Here is an 18,911-nt window from a genome sequence, read left to right as displayed (position 1 = left end):
ATGCTTCTCAGGCAACCTACTGAGGGCAAGGACTATGGAATTCGATCAAAACCGCGCGGCTAAACCTTTTGACGTCACTTTACTGGATATCTTCCGCGGCGCAGTACGTATGGTTAAACACTGGAAAGCACGGCGTGAAACTCACCGCATCCTGTCAAAACTGAGTGATAACCAGCTGCGTGATATCGGACTGACACGCGAAGATGTCTGCCGCAAGTTCTGACAAAATGAAGACGAAAAAAAACCCTGCCGAAGCAGGGTTTTTTATTGGTCAGCTTTAGCAGACGAATTATTCGTCGTCGCTTCCGCCCAGACCGGCGTTCAGCAATTCTGCCAGGCTTGCAGAGGCTTCATCCGCAGTAACCTGCGGTGCAACCGGTGCTTCGCCCGCAGAGCGGCGACGCATACGATCCTGGTGATAAGCATAACCGGTACCGGCTGGGATCAGACGACCCACGATGACGTTCTCTTTCAGGCCGCGCAGTTCATCACGCTTACCTGCAACTGCTGCTTCGGTCAGGACACGCGTGGTCTCCTGGAACGATGCTGCAGAGATGAACGATTCGGTTGCCAGTGACGCTTTAGTGATACCCAGCAGATCGCGCATGAATGTTGCGCCGATTTTGCCATTCGCTTCAAGTTCACGGTTAGAGATCTTGATGCGTGAGTATTCAGCCTGCTCACCTTCCAGGAAGTCGGTGCTTCCCACGCTCGAGATGGTTGCTTTACGCAGCATCTGACGAACGATGACTTCGATGTGTTTATCGTTAATCTTAACGCCTTGCAGACGGTAAACTTCCTGCACTTCGTTAGTGATGTAACGGGTCACAGCATGGACGCCACGCAGACGCAGGATGTCGTGCGGAGACTCTGGGCCGTCAGATACGACGTCACCACGTTCTACGCGCTCACCTTCGAATACGTTAAGCTGACGCCATTTTGGAATCATCTCTTCGTACGGATCGCTACCATCAACCGGCGTAATCACCAGACGACGCTTACCTTTGGTCTCTTTACCGAAGGAGATGATACCGCTGATCTCCGCCAGGATTGCTGGCTCTTTCGGACGACGCGCTTCGAACAAGTCAGCAACGCGCGGCAGACCACCGGTAATATCCTTGGTACCGCCAGACTCCTGCGGAACACGCGACAGCGTGTCACCGGCACTGATCTTAACGCCATCTTCCAGCTGAACAATTGCTTTGCCCGGCAGGAAGTACTGTGCTGGCATGTCGGTACCTGGAATCAAAACATCATTTCCGTTGGCATCAACAATTTTCAGCGCAGGACGCAGATCTTTACCACCCGCAGTACGTTCTGCAGAATCCAGAACCACCAGCGATGACAGACCGGTTAAGTCGTCAGTCTGACGCGTAATGGTCTGACCGTCGATCATGTCAGTGAAGCGAATGAAACCGCCCACTTCGGTGATGACCGGCATGGTATGCGGATCCCAGTTTGCTACGGTTTCGCCCGCGGCAACCTGCTCGCCATCACCTTTAGCCATGACCGCACCGTAAGGTACTTTATAGCTCTCTTTGGTACGACCGAACTCGTCGATCATCTTCAGCTCAACGTTACGTGAAACGATAACCAGTTTCCCTGAGGAGTTGGTTACAGACTTCGCGTTGGTCAGCTTGATAGTACCTTTGTTCTTCACCTGGATGCTGGATTCAGCAGCCGCACGAGATGCCGCACCACCGATGTGGAACGTACGCATCGTCAGCTGTGTACCCGGCTCACCGATGGACTGTGCTGCGATAACACCGATGGCCTCACCTTTGTTGATGATGTGACCACGTGCCAGATCGCGACCGTAGCAGTGTGCACACACACCGAAGTCGGTTTCACAGCCAACAACCGAGCGCACTTTAATCGCATCGACTGAATTCAGTTCGATCACATCACACCAGTGTTCATCGATCAGGGTGTTACGCGGGATCAGGATGTCCGCAGTGCCTGGCTTCAGAACGTCTTCAGCCGTTACACGACCCAGTACACGCTCACGCAGCGGCTCTTTAACGTCGCCACCTTCGATGACTGGAGTCATCATGATGCCTTCGAACGTGCCGCAGTCATCTTCGGTAACAACCAGATCCTGCGCTACGTCGACCAGACGACGCGTCAGATAACCGGAGTTAGCAGTTTTCAGTGCGGTATCCGCCAGACCTTTACGCGCACCGTGCGTGGAGATGAAGTACTGGAGTACGTTCAGACCTTCACGGAAGTTCGCGGTGATCGGCGTTTCGATGATTGAGCCATCTGGCTTAGCCATCAGACCACGCATACCGGCCAGCTGACGAATCTGTGCAGCAGAACCACGCGCACCGGAGTCGGCCATCATGTAGATGCTGTTGAACGATACCTGCTGCTCTTCTTCGCCATCACGGTTGATCACGGTTTCAGTTTGCAGGTTATCCATCATCGCTTTGGAAACACGTTCGTTAGCGGCGGCCCAAATATCGATAACTTTGTTGTAACGTTCGCCAGCAGTTACCAGACCAGACTGGAACTGTTCCTGAATCTCAGCAACTTCCGCTTCCGCTTCGGCTACGATTTCCGCTTTCTTCGCTGGGATGACCATGTCGTCGATACCTACAGAGGCACCTGAACGGGCTGCGTAAGCAAAACCGGTGTACATAGTTTGGTCAGCAAAGATAACGGTCGGCTTAAGACCAAGAATGCGGTAACAGGTGTTCAGCATCTTGGAAATGGCTTTCTTACCCAGCGCCTGGTTGACGATGGAGTAAGGCAGGCCTTTCGGAACGATCATCCACAGAATCGCACGACCAATGGTGGTGTCGATAATGCTGGTTTTCGCAACGAACTCTTCCTGTTCGTTCTTGGTGTATTCAGTGATACGCACTTTAACGCGTGCATGCAGCTCGGCCAGGCCAGCGCGATAAACACGCTCAGCTTCTTTCGGGCCAGTCAGCACCATGCCTTCGCCTTTAGCGTTCACTTTGTCGCGGGTCATGTAGTACAGACCCAAAACAACGTCCTGTGAAGGAACGATGATTGGCTCGCCGTTCGCTGGTGACAGAATGTTGTTGGTCGACATCATCAGCGCACGCGCTTCCAGCTGGGCTTCCAGCGTCAGCGGTACGTGAACAGCCATCTGGTCACCATCGAAGTCGGCGTTATATGCCGCACAAACCAGCGGGTGCAGCTGGATCGCTTTACCTTCGATCAGAACCGGTTCAAACGCCTGGATACCCAAACGGTGCAGAGTTGGTGCACGGTTCAGCAGTACCGGGTGTTCGCGGATCACTTCGTCCAGGATATCCCAAACGACAGCCTCTTCGCGCTCAACCATTTTCTTAGCGGCTTTGATGGTGGTGGCCAGGCCACGCAGTTCCAACTTGCCGTAGATGAACGGTTTGAACAGCTCAAGAGCCATTTTCTTCGGCAGACCGCACTGATGCAGACGCAGGTATGGACCAACGGTAATAACTGAACGGCCAGAGTAGTCAACACGTTTACCCAACAGGTTCTGACGGAAACGACCCTGCTTACCTTTGATCATGTCTGCCAGAGATTTCAGCGGACGCTTGTTCGAGCCAGTGATGGCGCGACCGCGACGGCCGTTATCCAGCAGTGCATCAACCGCTTCCTGCAACATACGTTTTTCGTTACGTACGATGATATCTGGCGCAGCCAGATCCAGCAGGCGTTTCAGACGGTTATTACGGTTGATCACGCGACGATACAGATCGTTCAGATCCGACGTTGCGAAACGACCACCGTCCAGCGGTACCAGCGGGCGCAGATCTGGCGGCAGAACCGGCAGAACGGTCAGGATCATCCACTCTGGCTTGTTACCAGACTGAACGAACGCTTCCAGCAGCTTGATACGCTTGGTCAGCTTTTTACGTTTGGTCTCGGAGTTGGTCTCGTTCAGCTCTTCACGCAGCTGCTCGCACTCTTGCTCCAGATCCATGTTTTTCAGCAGCGCCTGGATAGCTTCCGCACCCATCTTCGCGTCGAATTCGTCACCGAACTCTTCCAGCGCGTCAAGGTACTGCTCTTCGGTCAGAATCTGACGTTTTTCCAGGTTGGTCATGCCGCCTTCGATAACCACATAAGATTCGAAGTACAGCACGCGCTCGATATCACGCAGTGGCATATCCAGCAGTAAGCCGATACGCGAAGGCAGTGATTTCAGGAACCAAATGTGCGCAGTCGGTGAAGCCAACTCAATGTGGCCCATGCGCTCACGACGTACTTTGGTCTGTGTAACTTCAACGCCACACTTCTCACAGATCACGCCGCGATGTTTTAAACGCTTGTACTTACCGCACAGGCATTCGTAGTCTTTTACCGGTCCGAAAATACGGGCACAGAAAAGACCGTCACGCTCAGGCTTGAAGGTACGGTAGTTAATGGTTTCCGGCTTTTTAACTTCACCAAAAGACCATGAACGGATCATGTCTGGCGAGGCCAGAGCAATTTTGATCGCATCAAACTCTTCGGTCTTAGTTTGCGCTTTCAGAAACTTAAGTAAGTCTTTCACGGATTAGCTCCCGTCGGAGTGGAACTCTCAGGGACGCGCACCCGAAGTGCACGTCCCGTAACCAGTACTTGCGAGTACTTACTCGTCTTCCAGCTCGATGTTGATACCCAGCGAGCGAATCTCTTTCAACAGTACGTTGAAGGATTCCGGCATGCCCGGTTCCATCTGATGGTTACCGTCGACGATGTTTTTATACATCTTCGTACGGCCGTTAACGTCATCAGATTTAACGGTAAGCATTTCCTGCAGGGTATACGCGGCACCATATGCTTCCAGTGCCCACACTTCCATCTCACCGAAGCGCTGTCCACCGAACTGCGCTTTACCACCCAGCGGCTGCTGAGTAACCAAGCTGTAAGAACCGGTAGAACGTGCGTGCATCTTGTCGTCAACCAGGTGGTTCAGTTTCAGCATGTACATGTAACCTACGGTTACCTGACGCTCAAACTGCTCACCAGTACGGCCGTCGAATAGGGTGATCTGACCGGAAGAAGGCAATCCGCCGAGCTGCAGCAGCTCTTTGATTTCGCTCTCTTTCGCACCGTCAAACACCGGAGTCGCGATTGGCATACCCTTCTTCAGGTTCTCTGCCAGACGCAGTACTTCGTCATCTGTAAAGGTGTTCAGGTCAACTTTCTGACGCACATCAGTGCCCAGATCGTAAGCACGCTGGATGAACTCACGCAGTTTGGAGACTTCTTCCTGCTTCTTCAGCATCGCATTGATTTTTTCACCAATGCCTTTAGCCGCCATACCGAGGTGAGTTTCCAGAATCTGACCGATGTTCATACGCGATGGTACGCCCAGCGGGTTCAGTACGATGTCGACCGGCGTACCGTTCTCATCGTAAGGCATGTCTTCGATAGGGTTGATCTTCGAGATAACACCCTTGTTTCCGTGACGACCTGCCATCTTGTCACCAGGCTGGATCTGACGTTTAACGGCCAGATACACCTTAACGATTTTCAGCACGCCTGGTGCCAGATCATCGCCTTGGGTGATCTTGCGACGCTTAGCTTCAAGTTTCTTCTCAAACTCGTGCTTCAGTTCGTCGTACTGCTCAGCCAGCTGCTCCAGAGAGTTCTGCTTCTCTTCGTCAGTCAGGCCCAGCTCCAGCCAGCGCTCACGTGGCAGTTTGTCTAGCTTCTCAGCTTCAACACCACCCGAGATCAGTACGGCCTGGATACGGCCAAATAGGCCAGCTTCGAAGATCTGCAGTTCTTCAGACAGGTCTTTCTTAACCTGCTTCAGCTGCATCTCTTCGATTTCCAGCGCGCGCTTGTCTTTTTCCACGCCATCGCGAGTGAAGACCTGCACGTCAATAACAGTACCGGATACGCCGTTCGGAACGCGCAGTGACGAATCTTTTACGTCAGAGGCTTTTTCACCGAAGATCGCACGCAGCAGTTTCTCTTCTGGCGTCAGCTGGGTTTCACCTTTCGGTGTTACCTTACCAACCAGAATGTCGCCACCGGTCACTTCCGCACCGATATACACAATGCCGGATTCATCCAGTTTAGAAAGCGCAGCTTCACCCACGTTCGGGATATCAGCGGTGATCTCTTCTGGCCCCAGCTTGGTGTCGCGAGACACACATGCCAGTTCCTGGATGTGGATAGTGGTGAAACGGTCTTCCTGAACCACACGCTCGGATACGAGGATGGAGTCTTCGAAGTTGTAACCGTTCCATGGCATGAACGCCACGCGCATGTTCTGACCCAGCGCCAGTTCACCGAGGTCGGTAGACGGGCCATCTGCCAGCACGTCGCCACGCTCAATCGGCTCACCCAGATTGACACACGGCATCTGGTTGATGCAGGTGTTCTGGTTAGAACGGGTGTACTTGGTCAGGTTGTAGATGTCGATACCCGCTTCGCCCGGATACATCTCTTCTTCGTTAACTTTGATAACGATACGAGAAGCATCAACGTACTGAACGGTACCACCACGTTTCGCGACAGCAGTTACACCGGAGTCAACCGCTACTGCGCGTTCCATACCGGTACCAACCAGCGGCTTATCAGCACGCAGAGTTGGAACCGCCTGACGTTGCATGTTCGCACCCATCAAGGCGCGGTTAGCATCATCGTGCTCCAGGAACGGAATCAGTGAAGCACCGACAGAAACCACCTGTTGGGTGGAAACGTCCATGTAGTCAACCTGATCGCGGCTGAAGAGGCTTGACTCACCCTTGCTACGGCAGGTGACGAGATCGTCAACAAAGCTGCCATCTTCTGCGAGGTTGGTGTTTGCCTGAGCGATAACGTAGTTACCCTCTTCAATTGCAGAGAGGTAATGAATTTCGTCACTCACTTTCCCGTCAACAACGCGGCGATACGGGGTTTCAAGGAAACCGTATTCGTTAGTCTGCGCGTAAACCGAGAGTGAGTTGATCAGACCGATGTTCGGGCCTTCCGGAGTTTCGATAGGACATACACGACCGTAGTGCGTTGGGTGTACGTCACGTACTTCGAAGCCGGCGCGCTCACGGGTCAGACCGCCTGGGCCCAGAGCAGAGATACGACGTTTGTGCGTAATCTCGGACAATGGGTTGTTCTGATCCATAAACTGGGACAGCTGGCTTGAACCGAAGAACTCTTTCACCGCCGCCGAAATCGGCTTAGCGTTGATCATGTCCTGAGGCATCAGCGTATCGAGGTCGCCCAGAGACAGACGCTCTTTAACTGCACGCTCAACACGCACCAGACCCACACGGAACTGGTTTTCTGCCATTTCGCCAACAGAACGAATACGACGGTTACCGAGGTGATCGATATCATCCACTTCACCGATACCGTTACGGATACCGATAAGCTTTTTCATCACTTCGATGATGTCGTCTTTGCTCAGGATACCTGAACCTTCGATCTCATCACGCAGCAGAGAACGGTTGAACTTCATACGGCCAACCGCAGAAAGATCGTAACGATCTTCAGAGAAGAACAGGTTCTCGAACAGGTTTTCAGCAGCTTCACGCGTTGGTGGCTCACCAGGACGCATCATGCGGTAGATCTCAACCAGCGCGCTTAGACGATCGTTGGTTGGGTCTACACGCAGAGTCTCGGAGATGTACGCACCGTGATCCAGGTCGTTGGTGAACAGCGTTTCAATGCGCTTGTGGCCTGACTGGCTCAGTTTCGCCAGCAGATCCAGTGACAATTCCATGTTTGCAGGAACGATCAGCTCGCCGGTGTTCAGATCGACGTAGTCTTTAGCAACCACTTTGCCAGCAATGTATTCAACTGGCACTTCGATGTGCTGAATGTTGTCTTTTTCCAGCTGACGGATGTGGCGCGCAGTGATGCGACGACCTTTCTCAACGTAGACCGTGCCGTTTGCTTCGATATCGAAGGAGGCGGTTTCACCACGCAGGCGCTCAGGCACCAGTTCCATCTGCAGTTTGTTATCGCGGATTTCATAAACGACTTTATCAAAGAACAGATCAAGGATTTGTTCTGAAGTGAAGTTTAACGCGCGCAGAATGATACTGGCCGGCAGCTTACGACGACGGTCAATACGGACGAAGAGGTTGTCTTTCGGGTCAAACTCGAAATCGAGCCATGAACCGCGGTAAGGGATGATACGTGCGTTATACAGCACTTTACCGGAAGAGTGCGTTTTACCCTTATCGCTGTCGAAGAACACGCCAGGACTACGGTGCAGCTGAGAAACGATAACACGCTCAGTACCATTGATAACAAAGGTACCATTGTCCGTCATGAGTGGAATCTCACCCATGTAGACTTCTTGTTCTTTAATGTCTTTTACGGTGCCTTCCGGCGCTTCGCGCTCGTAGATCACCAGACGCAGTTTCACGCGCAGCGGTGCCGAATAGGTCACGCCACGGATCTGACATTCAGTTACGTCAAAGACAGGCTCACCCAAACGGTAGCTGACATACTGCAACTCAGAGTTGCCGCTGTAGCTTGAGATTGGAAATACGGAGCGGAAGGCTGCTTCCAGACCGTACTGGCCTTCTGGATCTTGCTCGATGAACTTCTGGAACGAGTCAAGCTGGATAGAAAGGAGATAAGGTATGTCCAAAACTTGTGGACGTTTACCAAAATCCTTACGAATACGTTTTTTCTCGGTATAGGAGTAAACCATGGGGTTCCTCAGCTAGCTGACATGTCGAACCACGCTGTCCGTCCTGAAAAGGACAGTTCATGCAACACTATTTTTTGTTTTTCATGCGATGCGCAGCACCCCATGCAATACATCTTTCTATCACTCTTAAATCATTTCATCGCCGTTGTTCAGGCAGGGAACCTTCGCAGGAGAGCGATATATTAAGGCGTCGATAGAAAAAGATATTGAAGAGGAATGATGGACAAACAGTGCGAAACGCCATCATTCCCCTGTAGCGCAAAAAGGCTGGTGACCTAAACAGTCACCAGCCATCAGCCTAATGTTACTCAGGCTGCAACCCGAAGGTTGTCTTACTTAACTTCAACTTCAGCGCCAGCTTCTTTCAGAGCAGCTTCAAGAGCGGCTGCGTCATCTTTGCTGATGCCTTCTTTGATAGTACCGGTAGCTTCAACCAGGTCTTTAGCTTCTTTCAAGCCCAGGCCAGTTGCAGTACGTACTGCTTTGATTACTGCGACTTTGTTAGCGCCAACAGCTTTCAGAATTACGTCGAATTCAGTTTTCTCTTCAACAGCTTCAGCTGGGCCAGCAGCAACAGCTACAGCGGCAGCAGCAGAAACGCCGAATTTTTCTTCCATAGCAGAAACCAGCTCAACTACTTCCATTACGGACATAGCGGCAACAGCTTCCAGAATTTGGTCTTTAGTGATAGACATATCGATTGTTCCTAAAAATCAGAAAAAGTTTATACGGTAGCAAGCACGAAGGAAAAGAATTTGGCCTTAAGCCGCTTCTTTTGCATCGCGCACAGCAGCCAGAGTACGGACCAGTTTGCCAGCAGCGGCTTCTTTCATGGTCGACATCAGACGTGCCAGTGCTTCTTCGTAAGTCGGCAGAGTTGCCAGACGGTCAATATTGGCCGCCGTGATCAGCTCACCTTCAAAGGCTGCAGCTTTGACCTCAAATTTTGCATTCGCTTTAGCGAAATCTTTGAACAAACGAGCGGCAGCGCCCGGGTGTTCCAAAGAGTATGCAATCAGGGTCGGACCAACAAACGTGTCTTTCAGGCACTCGAAAGGAGTACCTTCAACGACGCGGCGCAGCAGGGTGTTACGAACAACACGCATGTAAACGCCAGCTTCACGACCTGCTTTACGCAGTTCGGTCATTTTATCAACGGTCACGCCACGGGAATCCGCAACAACCGCTGAAAGCGCGCCTTTGGCTACTTCGCTAACTTCAGCAACAATCGCTTGTTTGCCTTGAAGATTTAATGCCATTAGCTTTTGCTCCTGGATTGACCGGGAATAATTTCCCGGAACTCACTTCACTTATTCACCCGAAGGCGATAAGCGCTATTACACGGTGAGCAGAATCCAGCGAAGAAATAATTCTTTTTGGTTCTGTCACCGTCTACGCAGGGTATTAAGCAAGATATCCGAAAATATTCTGCTCCTGCGGTCTCGGACGGAGGCCAGGATAAGGCCTGGCTCCAACCTAAGCGACTGAACAACCAAGTGTTTAGACTTTGTCACTCACTCGCTTTGAATCTGGGTTCTGAATTGTGCAAACAACCAGAACAACGGGCGTAAGATTCTAGATGAATTTTTCGCCCGTTACAAGCAGCAATTAGTTTGCTGATGCACTCAGACCGGCCTGGTCAACGGCAACGCCGGCGCCCATGGTGGTAGAGATGCTGACTTTCTTGATGTACACGCCTTTCGCCTGTGATGGTTTAGCTTTTTTCAGCGCAACCAGCAAAGATTCCAGGTTTTCTTTCAATTTGTCAGTGTCAAAATCCACTTTACCGATGGTGGTGTGGATGATGCCGTTTTTGTCGTTACGATAACGAACCTGACCTGCTTTAGCATTTTTAACTGCTTCAGCAACGTTCGGCGTTACGGTACCAACTTTCGGGTTTGGCATCAGACCGCGTGGGCCCAGAACCTGGCCCAACTGGCCAACAACGCGCATTGCATCTGGAGATGCGATTACAACGTCAAAGTTCATTTCGCCTTTTTTGATCTGCTCAGCCAGGTCTTCCATACCAACCAGTTCTGCGCCAGCTGCTTTAGCAGCTTCAGCGTTTGCACCTTGGGTGAAGACGGCAACACGTACTGAACGACCAGTACCGTGTGGCAGAACGGTCGCACCGCGCACGTTCTGATCAGATTTACGTGCATCGATGCCGAGGTTAACGGCAACGTCAACGCTTTCTACGAACTTGGCAGTAGCCAGTTCTTTCAGCAGAGCAACAGCTTCGTTAATGTCGTACTGCTTAGTAGCATCAACTTTGTCACGGATTACGCTCATGCGCTTGGTCAGCTTAGCCATTTCTTAATCCTCTACTACCAGGCCCATGGAACGAGCAGTACCTTCGATAGAGCGAGTCATCGCTTCTACGTCAGAACCAGTCATGTCCGCAGCTTTAGTTTCTGCGATTTCACGTACCTGAGCACGGGAAACTTTACCGACTTTGTCTTTGTTCGGCTTACCAGAACCAGACTTAATGCCCGCTGCTTTTTTCAGCAGTACGGCAGCCGGAGGCGTTTTGGTAACGAAGGTGAAAGAACGGTCACTGTATACGGTGATAACAACAGGAGTAGGCAGGCCTTTCTCCAGGGATTCAGTCTTAGCGTTGAACGCTTTGCAGAATTCCATAATGTTAACACCCTGCTGACCCAGTGCTGGACCAACAGGTGGACTTGGGTTAGCCATACCAGCTGCAACTTGCAACTTAACGTAGGCTTGTACTTTCTTGGCCATGATAATTCCTCAATTGGGTTATAACGCCTGAAAAACAGGCTCCCCGTGATAACGATTTATATGCCGTTGCGGGCACATAAAAACAGAAGGCGCGAAATTATAGGTAAATTTCGCGCCTTCCGCAAGAGCTAAAAAGTGAACAGAAGGGTTAACCTTTCTCCACCTGAGCGAAGTCGAGTTCCACTGGGGTTGCACGACCAAAGATGGAAACGGACACTTTCAAGCGGCTCTTCTCGTAATCCACTTCTTCGACCACTCCGTTGAAGTCGGCAAACGGGCCGTCGCTGACGCGTACCATCTCGCCTGGCTCGAACAGCGTTTTTGGACGCGGCTTATCACCCACCTGCTGCAGGCGGTTCATAATCGCATCTACTTCTTTATCACTGATTGGCGCAGGACGGTCGGAAGTACCACCGATAAAGCCCATTACACGCGGTACACTGCGTACTAAGTGCCAGCTGGCGTCATTCATTACCATCTGAACCAATACGTAGCCAGGGAAGAATTTACGTTCGCTTTTGCGACGCTGGCCGCCACGGATTTCGACGACTTCTTCAGTCGGCACCATGACTTCGCCAAAAAGCTCTTCCATGTTGTGCAGTTTGATATGCTCGTGCAGCGATTTCGCTACGCGGGCTTCAAAACCAGAGAACGCCTGAACGACGTACCAGCGTTTTTTTGGAGCTTCAGACATCTCAGAACCTCAGGCCAGTGATAAACGATACCAGACGGACCAGAATACCATCCAGCCCCCACAAAATCAGTGACATCACGGCAGTAACCGCGGCAACGATTAACGTGGTGTGCAGTGTTTCCTGGCGAGTCGGCCAAATGACCTTACGCATTTCGGTTTTAGCTTCACGGGCAAATGCCACAGTCGCTTTGCCTTTGATTGTCAGCAAAGCAATGCCGCCCGCTGCAGCGATCAGCACAACCACAGCCAGCGCGCGCAGAGGCAATGTTACATCGCGATAGATATAGTTGCCGACGATTGCTACCAGGAGCAATGCGATCACAACTACCCATTTCATCGCTTCAAGGCCGCGCCCGCTTCCTTGAGCTTCGGTATTCGCACTCATAAACCAACCTGCCACAATAATTCAGAAACTATACTGCCCCGCAGTGCGAGGCATCCAAACCGAATGAGCTTTTGAGCGTAACTCGGTATCCAACGCCGTGAAACAGAGCCTGTCTCAGCAATGATTATGATGCAAAATCACTGATGAGCCAGGTTCTATACAACAGCGTGCAAAAAGGGCATCAAATGATGCCCTTTCCTTGTGCATTGCGTCAAATCTTATCGCAGTTAAGCGATAATTTCAGCAACAACACCCGCACCAACAGTACGGCCGCCTTCACGGATTGCGAAACGCAGACCCTGATCCATAGCGATTGGCTTGATCAAAGTAACGGTCATTTTTACGTTGTCGCCTGGCATTACCATCTCAACGCCTTCTGGCAGTTGAACGTCACCGGTCACGTCAGTAGTACGGAAGTAGAACTGAGGACGGTAGCCTTTGAAGAACGGAGTATGGCGGCCGCCTTCATCTTTAGACAGAACGTAAACTTCTGAAGTGAACTGGGTATGTGGCTTGATTGAACCCGGCTTAGCCAGAACCTGGCCACGCTCGATGTCTTCACGCTTGATACCACGCAGCAGAACACCACAGTTCTCGCCTGCCTGACCCTGATCCAGCAGTTTGCGGAACATTTCAACGCCAGTACAGGTTGATTTCACAGTGTCTTTAAGGCCAACAACTTCAACTTCGTCGCCCACTTTAACGATACCGCGCTCAACACGACCGGTAACAACGGTACCACGGCCAGAGATTGAGAATACGTCTTCGATTGGCAGCAGGAACGGCTTGTCGATTGCACGTACTGGCTCTGGGATATAGGTATCCAGGTGCTCAGCCAGCTCAATGATCTTAGCTTCCCACTCAGCGTCGCCTTCCAGCGCTTTCAGAGCAGAACCACGTACGATTGGAGTGTCGTCGCCTGGGAAGTCATATGCTGACAGCAGGTCACGTACTTCCATCTCAACCAGTTCCAGCAGCTCTTCATCATCAACCATGTCGCACTTGTTCAGGAACACGATGATGTAAGGAACGCCAACCTGACGACCCAGCAGGATGTGCTCACGGGTCTGTGGCATTGGGCCATCAGTCGCAGCAACAACCAGGATCGCGCCGTCCATCTGCGCTGCACCGGTGATCATGTTTTTCACATAGTCGGCGTGGCCTGGGCAGTCAACGTGCGCATAGTGGCGAGACGGGGTTTCGTATTCAACGTGAGAAGTGTTGATGGTGATACCACGTGCTTTCTCTTCTGGCGCTTTATCGATCTCATCGAATTTGCTTGCCTTACCGCCGTAGGTTTTAGCCAGTACGGTAGTAATTGCTGCAGTCAGGGTGGTTTTACCGTGGTCGACGTGACCGATGGTGCCCACGTTTACGTGCAGTTTGTTACGCTGAAATTGCTCTTTAGCCATCGCTAGTCCCTCTAAGACACGGATATATCGAAGATATCGTCATATCAACCAGGCATTGCCTGACTGTTTGGTTTACAGAGAGAGAATCAGGAGAGAGATAAAGGAAGTGGTGCTGATACCCAGAGTCGAACTGGGGACCTCACCCTTACCAAGGGTGCGCTCTACCAACTGAGCCATATCAGCACATCTGGAGCGGGCAGCGGGAATCGAACCCGCATCATCAGCTTGGAAGGCTGAGGTAATAGCCATTATACGATGCCCGCATCCTGGAACTCGGCTACCTGTTCTTTCTGTAGCTTATGAATAATAAAAGAAGACCTTCTATTATTCGAGCCGGTCAGAGTTGCTGACCAACTTTGATTGCGCTAATGCGCAATCTGAAATTCGAAGGTGAGAGATGAAGAACTCACCCATCAGATAAAGACTTTATCTGACGCCCAACCAGGAGGTTGAGATGGTGGTGGGAGAAGGATTCGAACCTTCGAAGTCTGTGACGGCAGATTTACAGTCTGCTCCCTTTGGCCGCTCGGGAATCCCACCTACTTGATGGTGCCGGCTACCGGAATCGAACTGGTGACCTACTGATTACAAGTCAGTTGCTCTACCAACTGAGCTAAGCCGGCATCAAGTGGAGCGCATTCTAGGAATACCCGAAGAAGGATGCAACAAAAAAATCGTCAAAATTGTTCTATCGCTTACTATTTGTGCAAATCATCTCAAATCAGCCATCAACTGCAGTAAAATCACCCTAAACCTGTGCGTTTTTACACCACCACATTGATTGATTGCTATGAACCGTCATCATTTTCAATGCACATATTTGAAGCGCACTGCCTTTCTGCTGTGCAAATTGTAGAAAATTTTTTGTGAAACTACCCGCTATACTCGTTTTTTCTGCTGGCCTGCATTTTGCTTATCTATTTAATCGGGTCATTAAATGGAGGATGTCGCATGAATATTGTTCAGCTTACTGCAGAAACATTACCCCTTTATCGTCAGGCTTTGGCTGCCCTGATGGTTGAAGCGGTAAAAAACAATATGACTTCGGCATTTCAACATTCGCAAAAGATGCAACGGTATCAGGATGCGGAGCGCTATTTTCATAGCTTGCGCAACAAAATGGCACGCCATGAGTTGCTGCTATGGATTGCCGTCATCGACTCGGTTGTGGTGGGAAGCGTGCAGCTCAATATTTGTCAGCGTCCAGATGGACAGAATCGCGCGGAAGTTTTACAGCTGCTTGTGCATTCCAATGCTCAGCGAGAAGGGATTGGACGCAGATTAATGCAGACACTTGAGCACAAGGCAGAAAGCTACCAGCGTGGGCTGCTTTATTTGGATGTCATTGCAGGTTCTGCGGAAGAAATTTTTTATCGGGCACATGGCTACCGCTATTTAGGGGAATTGCCCGACTATGCATTATGCGCGGATGGGCATCCTCATCCCGGCGCGATTTACTATAAACGTCTGCGTACCAGCCCAGCAGAAAATGTAGCGACAAGCTACTGACCGACAAGAAAAATGCGGGCACGCTTGCGAAAGCGTGCTCCTGTTTATCATTTTACTTCTTTTTAAAGTCACACTGGTGTTACCCTCCTGCCCATTGTTCTCGTTAATTACCCCTGTGACGTGCAATTGAGTTTGATACATCTTCGTATGCTTAATGCAGCAAGGTGTTGATGAATCAGAATTTGCACTCAGATGCATGCTTATGAGTAAAAAAACGACACCTCTTACTACGCCTTATTTGCAGTTCAATCGCCAGCAATGGGCAGCACTACGCGATTCAGTACCAATGACATTGGCTGAAGGTGAAATTGAGCGTCTGCGTGGTATCAATGAAGATCTTTCATTAGAAGAAGTGGCCGAGATTTATCTGCCGCTATCGCGTCTGCTTAATTTTTATATCAGTTCTAATCTGCGCCGTCAGGCGGTGCTTGAGCAATTCCTTGGCACTAATGGGCAGAAAATCCCTTATATCATCAGTATTGCCGGCAGCGTTGCGGTAGGAAAAAGCACAACTGCCCGTGTGCTTCAGGCGCTTCTTAGCCGCTGGCCAGAACACCGCAAAGTAGAACTGATCACTACTGATGGTTTTTTGCATCCTAATGCCGTGCTTAAAGAACGCGGTTTGATGAAGAAAAAAGGGTTCCCGCAATCTTACGATATGCATCGCCTGGTTAACTTCGTATCTGATTTAAAATCGGGTGCTAGCCAGGTGACAGCGCCGGTTTATTCTCATCTGATTTATGATGTCATTCCGGATGGCGATAAAGTCGTACAACAGCCTGATATTCTTATTCTTGAAGGATTGAATGTGCTGCAAAGCGGTATGGACTATCCTCACGATCCTCATCATGTATTTGTGTCTGATTTCGTGGATTTTTCAATTTACGTCGATGCACCAGAGTCTTTACTTGAGAACTGGTATGTAAATCGCTTTTTGAAATTCCGTGAGGGCGCGTTTAGCGATCCGGACTCTTATTTCCATCACTATTCGCAATTACCTGAAGAGGATGCACTCAATATTGCGCATGGTCTGTGGAAAGAGATTAACTGGCTTAATTTAAAGGAAAATATCCTGCCTACACGTGAACGAGCAAGTCTTATTATGACGAAGTCGGCTGATCATGCGGTGCAAAGTGTACGTTTGAGGAAATAGTCTTTTTTATAAAATGCCCATAAAAGATCGTGGGCATTTTAATTTGTTAGCTCAGATGCATTAATTGTCTGGACGAAGAGAAATCTCACCCCCTACCCAGGATTTAATGACTCCATTCTGCTCCAGTAATAAGCCACCCTGCTTATCAATACCTCGCGCAATGCCATGTACCTCACGATCCCCAATAAGAAGCTTCACTGGACGATTAATGAAGTTATCAAGGGCTTCCCAGCGGGAAACAAATGGCGCCAAACCATCGCGCTCAAAAATAGGTAACGCTTCACGCAGGCTATTGATCAACTTCGCAGCTAACTCGTTGCGATCGATATCAACACCAGCTTCCTGAAGATTAATCCAACCCTGATTAATTTCTGCCGTGCCTTCTGAACGCATCAGCAAATTGACACCAGCACCTATAACAATCTGAGCTGCATCGCCGGTTTTTCCAGTTAACTCAACTAAAATACCAGCAAGCTTACGATCGTTAAGATAGAGATCATTCGGCCATTTAACCCGGACATCCGGAGCACCTAATGACTGAATCACTTCTGCCATGATGATACCAATCACCAGACTCAGGCCCATCGCCGCAGCTGGCCCCTGATCAAGACGCCAATACATGGACATATACAGGTTGGAGCCAAACGGTGAAAACCATTTACGCCCGCGACGTCCGCGCCCTGCTTGCTGATACTCGGCAATGCATGCGTAGCCAGACGGCAATTGATCCATCCGATCCAGCAAATACTGGTTGGTAGAATCGATAACAGGAATAACCGCCAGATTAGGTTGATGCAGGAGAGACAGGATGACTTCTTCATCCAGTAACTGAATTGGCTCTGGTAAGCTGTAGCCTTTACCCGTTACCGTATATACATCCAGACCCCAACTTTTGAGAGTCTGTATATGTTTATTAATGGCAGCACGGCTCATGCCAAGCGCTTCGCCCAACTGCTCACCAGAGTGAAATTCACCATCGGCCACCAATGCCACTAACTTTAACGGCACGCTATTATCTTTCATGAAATTACCTCAACGGCATTACGCTCGCCTCGAGCACCGATAAAGCGCACTTCTGGCTCCAGCCAAACATCAAACTTTTGTCCGACTCTATTTCTAACCTGATGCGCTAAATCGACAATATCCTGTGGAGTGGCATAATCTTCATTTATCAGTACCAAAGCCTGCTGACGGTGAACTGCGGCGCCACCTACACGGAAGCCTTTAAGACCACATTGGTCGATCAACCAGCCAGCTGCTAATTTCACTTCGCCACTGGCCTGTGGATAATGAGGAATGGATGGCCACTGCTTAATTAGCGCATCTGCATGCTCAGCTGTGATCAGCGGATTTTTGAAGAAACTACCGACATTACCTGTGATTTTTGGGTCGGGCAGTTTGCTTTGGCGCATATGGCAAATAGCATTGAATACATCCCAGGCACACACTGTTGCTGGGTTTAACTTAGTCAGCTCGCCATAAGTTAGAACAGGTTTCCACTGTTTTGCCAGACGTAATCCTACTGCAACAATGACATAGTCATCCTTCATTGCATGTTTGAAAATACTATCGCGATAGCTAAACTGGCACTCTTCTCGATACAAACGAATTATATGTTGCGTTGGGAGATGTATAGCTTCAACGTAGTGACAGATATCTTTAAATTCGACACCATACGCACCGATATTTTGAATCGGTGCTGAGCCGGCCATACCAGGAATTAGCGCCAGGTTTTCCAGTCCTGTAATACCCTTCTTTAGCGTGTTTTCAACTAAAGCATGCCAATTTTCGCCGGCACCAACATGCAAGTGCCAGGCTTCGTCATGTTCTTCGATAGTGATGCCTTTAATCGCATTAACCACCACCGAGCCGCTAAAATCTTCAAGAAAGAGTACGTTGCTCCCTTCGCCTAATACAATAAAAGGCAGATTTGATTGCTGACTGTTTTTCCAGGCCAAAGTAATAGCGTCAGGAGTTTCAGCGATGGTCAGTTTTTGTGCATTGATCGTAAGACCAAGAGTGTTGAAAGCTTTCAGGGATGTATTGGGGCTGGACATTTCACGGCCTTTACTGATTAATCTGACCGTAGTTTACCTGATCGGTAGGTTGCGAGTTTGATGTTTTCTTATTTCTGATGGGAAATTGCTAATGTACAGACGTAAAAAAGCCCCGGACTTTCGTCCGGGGCTTCTTCACTTATTTGATGCCTGGCAGTTCCCTACTCTCGCATGGGGAGACCCCACACTACCATCGGCGCTACGGCGTTTCACTTCTGAGTTCGGCATGGGGTCAGGTGGGACCACCGCGCTAAAGCCGCCAGGCAAATTCTGTTTCGTCTGCAGCCCCTCTCAGGCGCCGCAGACCAGTCCGTAAACAAGCTGAAAATATCCGGT

14 protein-coding genes, 4 tRNA genes and 1 rRNA gene are annotated in these 18,911 nt (G+C 50.2%); 3 read left to right on the top strand and 16 right to left on the bottom strand.

Annotation, left to right across the window (positions count from 1 at the left end):
* Positions 1 to 34: 34 nt before the first annotated feature.
* Entirely contained in the window at positions 35 to 223 is a 189-nt protein-coding gene (locus PO881_RS01135; protein WP_008108404.1) for a DUF1127 domain-containing protein, read from the top strand.
* 66 nt (positions 224 to 289) lie between these two features.
* Here PO881_RS01135 and rpoC read toward each other — a convergent pair whose 3' ends face one another.
* The 13 genes from rpoC to PO881_RS01070 form a co-directional block, all read right to left on the bottom strand.
* On the bottom strand, positions 290 to 4,513 hold the full coding sequence (rpoC, locus tag PO881_RS01130) for a DNA-directed RNA polymerase subunit beta' (RefSeq protein ID WP_101763019.1): 4,224 nt from the start codon (positions 4,511 to 4,513) through the stop codon (positions 290 to 292).
* Between the two features lie 78 nt (positions 4,514 to 4,591).
* Positions 4,592 to 8,620 (bottom strand): DNA-directed RNA polymerase subunit beta, encoded by a 4,029-nt coding sequence (gene rpoB, locus PO881_RS01125; RefSeq protein WP_008108400.1) that lies wholly within the window; start codon positions 8,618 to 8,620, stop codon positions 4,592 to 4,594.
* 332 nt (positions 8,621 to 8,952) lie between these two features.
* Positions 8,953 to 9,315: a 50S ribosomal protein L7/L12 gene (gene rplL, locus PO881_RS01120; protein ID WP_101763017.1), complete on the bottom strand. Its 363-nt coding sequence runs from the start codon at positions 9,313 to 9,315 to the stop codon at positions 8,953 to 8,955.
* Positions 9,316 to 9,381: 66 nt separating this feature from the next.
* A complete protein-coding gene (gene rplJ, locus PO881_RS01115; protein ID WP_007886294.1) occupies positions 9,382 to 9,879 on the bottom strand; it encodes a 50S ribosomal protein L10 in 498 nt (165 codons plus the stop codon).
* Between the two features lie 349 nt (positions 9,880 to 10,228).
* On the bottom strand, positions 10,229 to 10,933 hold the full coding sequence (gene rplA / locus PO881_RS01110; protein WP_007886296.1) for a 50S ribosomal protein L1: 705 nt from the start codon (positions 10,931 to 10,933) through the stop codon (positions 10,229 to 10,231).
* Between the two features lie 3 nt (positions 10,934 to 10,936).
* Complete coding sequence (rplK, locus tag PO881_RS01105; RefSeq protein ID WP_007886298.1) at positions 10,937 to 11,365, bottom strand: 50S ribosomal protein L11; 429 nt, start codon at positions 11,363 to 11,365, stop codon at positions 10,937 to 10,939.
* Positions 11,366 to 11,513: 148 nt separating this feature from the next.
* Complete coding sequence (gene nusG / locus PO881_RS01100; protein WP_007886300.1) at positions 11,514 to 12,059, bottom strand: transcription termination/antitermination protein NusG; 546 nt, start codon at positions 12,057 to 12,059, stop codon at positions 11,514 to 11,516.
* Position 12,060: 1 nt separating this feature from the next.
* A complete protein-coding gene (gene secE / locus PO881_RS01095; protein ID WP_064741592.1) occupies positions 12,061 to 12,444 on the bottom strand; it encodes a preprotein translocase subunit SecE in 384 nt (127 codons plus the stop codon).
* A 227-nt stretch (positions 12,445 to 12,671) separates the two neighbouring features.
* The gene (gene tuf, locus PO881_RS01090; protein ID WP_110867595.1) at positions 12,672 to 13,856 is read right to left on the bottom strand and encodes an elongation factor Tu; all 1,185 of its coding nucleotides are present in this window, start codon (positions 13,854 to 13,856) and stop codon (positions 12,672 to 12,674) included.
* Between the two features lie 107 nt (positions 13,857 to 13,963).
* A tRNA-Thr gene (locus PO881_RS01085) sits at positions 13,964 to 14,039 on the bottom strand.
* A 5-nt stretch (positions 14,040 to 14,044) separates the two neighbouring features.
* Positions 14,045 to 14,119: transfer RNA gene (locus tag PO881_RS01080), tRNA-Gly, on the bottom strand.
* A gap of 192 nt (positions 14,120 to 14,311) precedes the next feature.
* Positions 14,312 to 14,396, bottom strand: a tRNA-Tyr gene (locus PO881_RS01075).
* Between the two features lie 7 nt (positions 14,397 to 14,403).
* A tRNA-Thr gene (locus PO881_RS01070) sits at positions 14,404 to 14,479 on the bottom strand.
* A 328-nt stretch (positions 14,480 to 14,807) separates the two neighbouring features.
* Here PO881_RS01070 and PO881_RS01065 point away from each other — a divergent pair.
* Both PO881_RS01065 and coaA read left to right on the top strand, forming a co-directional pair.
* A complete protein-coding gene (locus PO881_RS01065) occupies positions 14,808 to 15,365 on the top strand; it encodes a GNAT family N-acetyltransferase (RefSeq protein WP_280172320.1) in 558 nt (185 codons plus the stop codon).
* Between the two features lie 202 nt (positions 15,366 to 15,567).
* Positions 15,568 to 16,518 (top strand): type I pantothenate kinase, encoded by a 951-nt coding sequence (coaA, locus tag PO881_RS01060; protein ID WP_210082116.1) that lies wholly within the window; start codon positions 15,568 to 15,570, stop codon positions 16,516 to 16,518.
* 60 nt (positions 16,519 to 16,578) lie between these two features.
* Here the strand turns inward: coaA and birA are convergent, their stop codons facing one another.
* From birA to rrf, 3 genes are all read right to left on the bottom strand, one after another.
* Entirely contained in the window at positions 16,579 to 17,541 is a 963-nt protein-coding gene (birA, locus tag PO881_RS01055; protein WP_137384927.1) for a bifunctional biotin--[acetyl-CoA-carboxylase] ligase/biotin operon repressor BirA, read from the bottom strand.
* The gene (gene murB / locus PO881_RS01050; protein ID WP_280172319.1) at positions 17,538 to 18,575 is read right to left on the bottom strand and encodes a UDP-N-acetylmuramate dehydrogenase; all 1,038 of its coding nucleotides are present in this window, start codon (positions 18,573 to 18,575) and stop codon (positions 17,538 to 17,540) included. The genes birA and murB overlap by 4 nt, the downstream gene beginning before the upstream one ends.
* Before the next feature lie 148 nt (positions 18,576 to 18,723).
* A 5S ribosomal RNA gene (gene rrf / locus PO881_RS01045) occupies positions 18,724 to 18,839 on the bottom strand.
* Positions 18,840 to 18,911 lie beyond the last annotated feature (72 nt).

This window comes from Pantoea sp. SS70 (assembly GCF_029866845.1).
Lineage (GTDB): Bacteria > Pseudomonadota > Gammaproteobacteria > Enterobacterales > Enterobacteriaceae > Pantoea > Pantoea leporis.
Note: the sequence above shows the minus strand (reverse complement) of the source record. Positions and strands in the feature narration are given on the sequence as shown.

Coding starts and splice junctions, on each gene's coding strand:
- PO881_RS01135 (WP_008108404.1), top strand. CDS start 35: ATGGAATTCGATCAAAACCGCGCGGCTAAACCTTTTGACGTCACTTTA.
- rpoB (WP_008108400.1), bottom strand. CDS start 8,620: ATGGTTTACTCCTATACCGAGAAAAAACGTATTCGTAAGGATTTTGGT.
- rplL (WP_101763017.1), bottom strand. CDS start 9,315: ATGTCTATCACTAAAGACCAAATTCTGGAAGCTGTTGCCGCTATGTCC.
- rplJ (WP_007886294.1), bottom strand. CDS start 9,879: ATGGCATTAAATCTTCAAGGCAAACAAGCGATTGTTGCTGAAGTTAGC.
- rplA (WP_007886296.1), bottom strand. CDS start 10,933: ATGGCTAAGCTGACCAAGCGCATGAGCGTAATCCGTGACAAAGTTGAT.
- rplK (WP_007886298.1), bottom strand. CDS start 11,365: ATGGCCAAGAAAGTACAAGCCTACGTTAAGTTGCAAGTTGCAGCTGGT.
- nusG (WP_007886300.1), bottom strand. CDS start 12,059: ATGTCTGAAGCTCCAAAAAAACGCTGGTACGTCGTTCAGGCGTTCTCT.
- secE (WP_064741592.1), bottom strand. CDS start 12,444: ATGAGTGCGAATACCGAAGCTCAAGGAAGCGGGCGCGGCCTTGAAGCG.
- tuf (WP_110867595.1), bottom strand. CDS start 13,856: ATGGCTAAAGAGCAATTTCAGCGTAACAAACTGCACGTAAACGTGGGC.
- PO881_RS01065 (WP_280172320.1), top strand. CDS start 14,808: ATGAATATTGTTCAGCTTACTGCAGAAACATTACCCCTTTATCGTCAG.
- coaA (WP_210082116.1), top strand. CDS start 15,568: ATGAGTAAAAAAACGACACCTCTTACTACGCCTTATTTGCAGTTCAAT.
- birA (WP_137384927.1), bottom strand. CDS start 17,541: ATGAAAGATAATAGCGTGCCGTTAAAGTTAGTGGCATTGGTGGCCGAT.
- murB (WP_280172319.1), bottom strand. CDS start 18,575: ATGTCCAGCCCCAATACATCCCTGAAAGCTTTCAACACTCTTGGTCTT.